Origin of the sequence: Antarctobacter aquimaris, from assembly GCF_900184945.1 — a bacterium.
GTDB classification, from domain to species: domain Bacteria; phylum Pseudomonadota; class Alphaproteobacteria; order Rhodobacterales; family Rhodobacteraceae; genus Maliponia; species Maliponia aquimaris.
In genome coordinates this window covers 1-1151 of record NZ_FXYF01000045.1, presented here as the reverse complement: position 1 = coordinate 1151, position 1151 = coordinate 1, and the positions used below count along the sequence as shown (strand labels likewise).

Genomic DNA, 1151 nt, shown 5'->3' with positions numbered 1-1151 from the left:
TGCATGGAGCGGGACGCGCTGCGGGACGCCGGGGTCGACGCGGGCAAGTTCGCCGCGGTGACCCTGCGGCTGGGCGACATGCTGACGACCACCTCGAACACCGACCAGAACGGCAAGCTGGATGTGGGCGCGGTTCAGCCCGGGGACGACGGTGACGGCATCTACCACATCCGCGTTTCCAACAAGGACAACCCCAACGACACCAGCGAGATCTATTTCGACGGCACGGTGGCGGCCGGCGACAGCTTCACGGCGCTGGCGTCCGCGGCCGGCCGGAACGAGTTCGGGTCCGAGACGCGGGTGCACATCTTCGACGATGACGGCACCTACCTGCAGACGATCAATTTCCACACCTCGTGCTCGGCGCCGATCGCCATCGGTGACCAGTACGGCTCGGTCAGCCTGGTCGGCGGCGCGCTGCTCGACAAGGGGACCGGCGGGCTGATCGAATACGGGGTCTCCTCGGGGCCCGGCGATGCCGGGGTCACCTATGCGATCGTCGGCGGCGCCGACGCGGCGCTGTTCCAGGTCGATCCCGCGACCGGCGAGGTGTCCTTCATCGACGCGCCGGATTACGAGAACCCGCTGGATGACGGCGCGGACAACACCTACGACGTGATCGTGCGCTACACCAAGGAAGACGGCAGCTTCGAAGACACGCCGCTCGAGGTCTGCATCGAGGATGACTGCATCAAGGTGGTCGAGAACACTTCGGCCGTGATCGACCTCGACTGCGGCACCGAAGGCAATCCGGACCTGGGCCTTGACCTTTGCATGGAGCGGGACGCGCTGCGGGACGCCGGGGTCGACGCGGGCAAGTTCGCCGCGGTGACCCTGCGGCTGGGCGACATGCTGACGACCACCTCGAACACCGACCAGAACGGCAAGCTGGATGTGGGCGCGGTTCAGCCCGGGGACGACGGTGACGGCATCTACCACATCCGCGTTTCCAACAAGGACAACCCCAACGACACCAGCGAGATCTATTTCGACGGCACGGTGGCGGCCGGCGACAGCTTCACGGCGCTGGCGTCCGCGGCCGGCCGGAACGAGTTCGGGTCCGAGACGCGGGTGCACATCTTCGACGATGACGGCACCTACCTGCAGACGATCAATTTCCACACCTCGTGCTCGGCGCCGATCGCCATCGG

General features: G+C 66.7%; 1 protein-coding gene. It reads left to right on the top strand.

The features are described 5' to 3' along the window. A partial coding sequence (locus tag MAA8898_RS26530; protein WP_176445332.1) for a cadherin repeat domain-containing protein occupies positions 1-1151 on the top strand: 1151 nt, incomplete at both ends.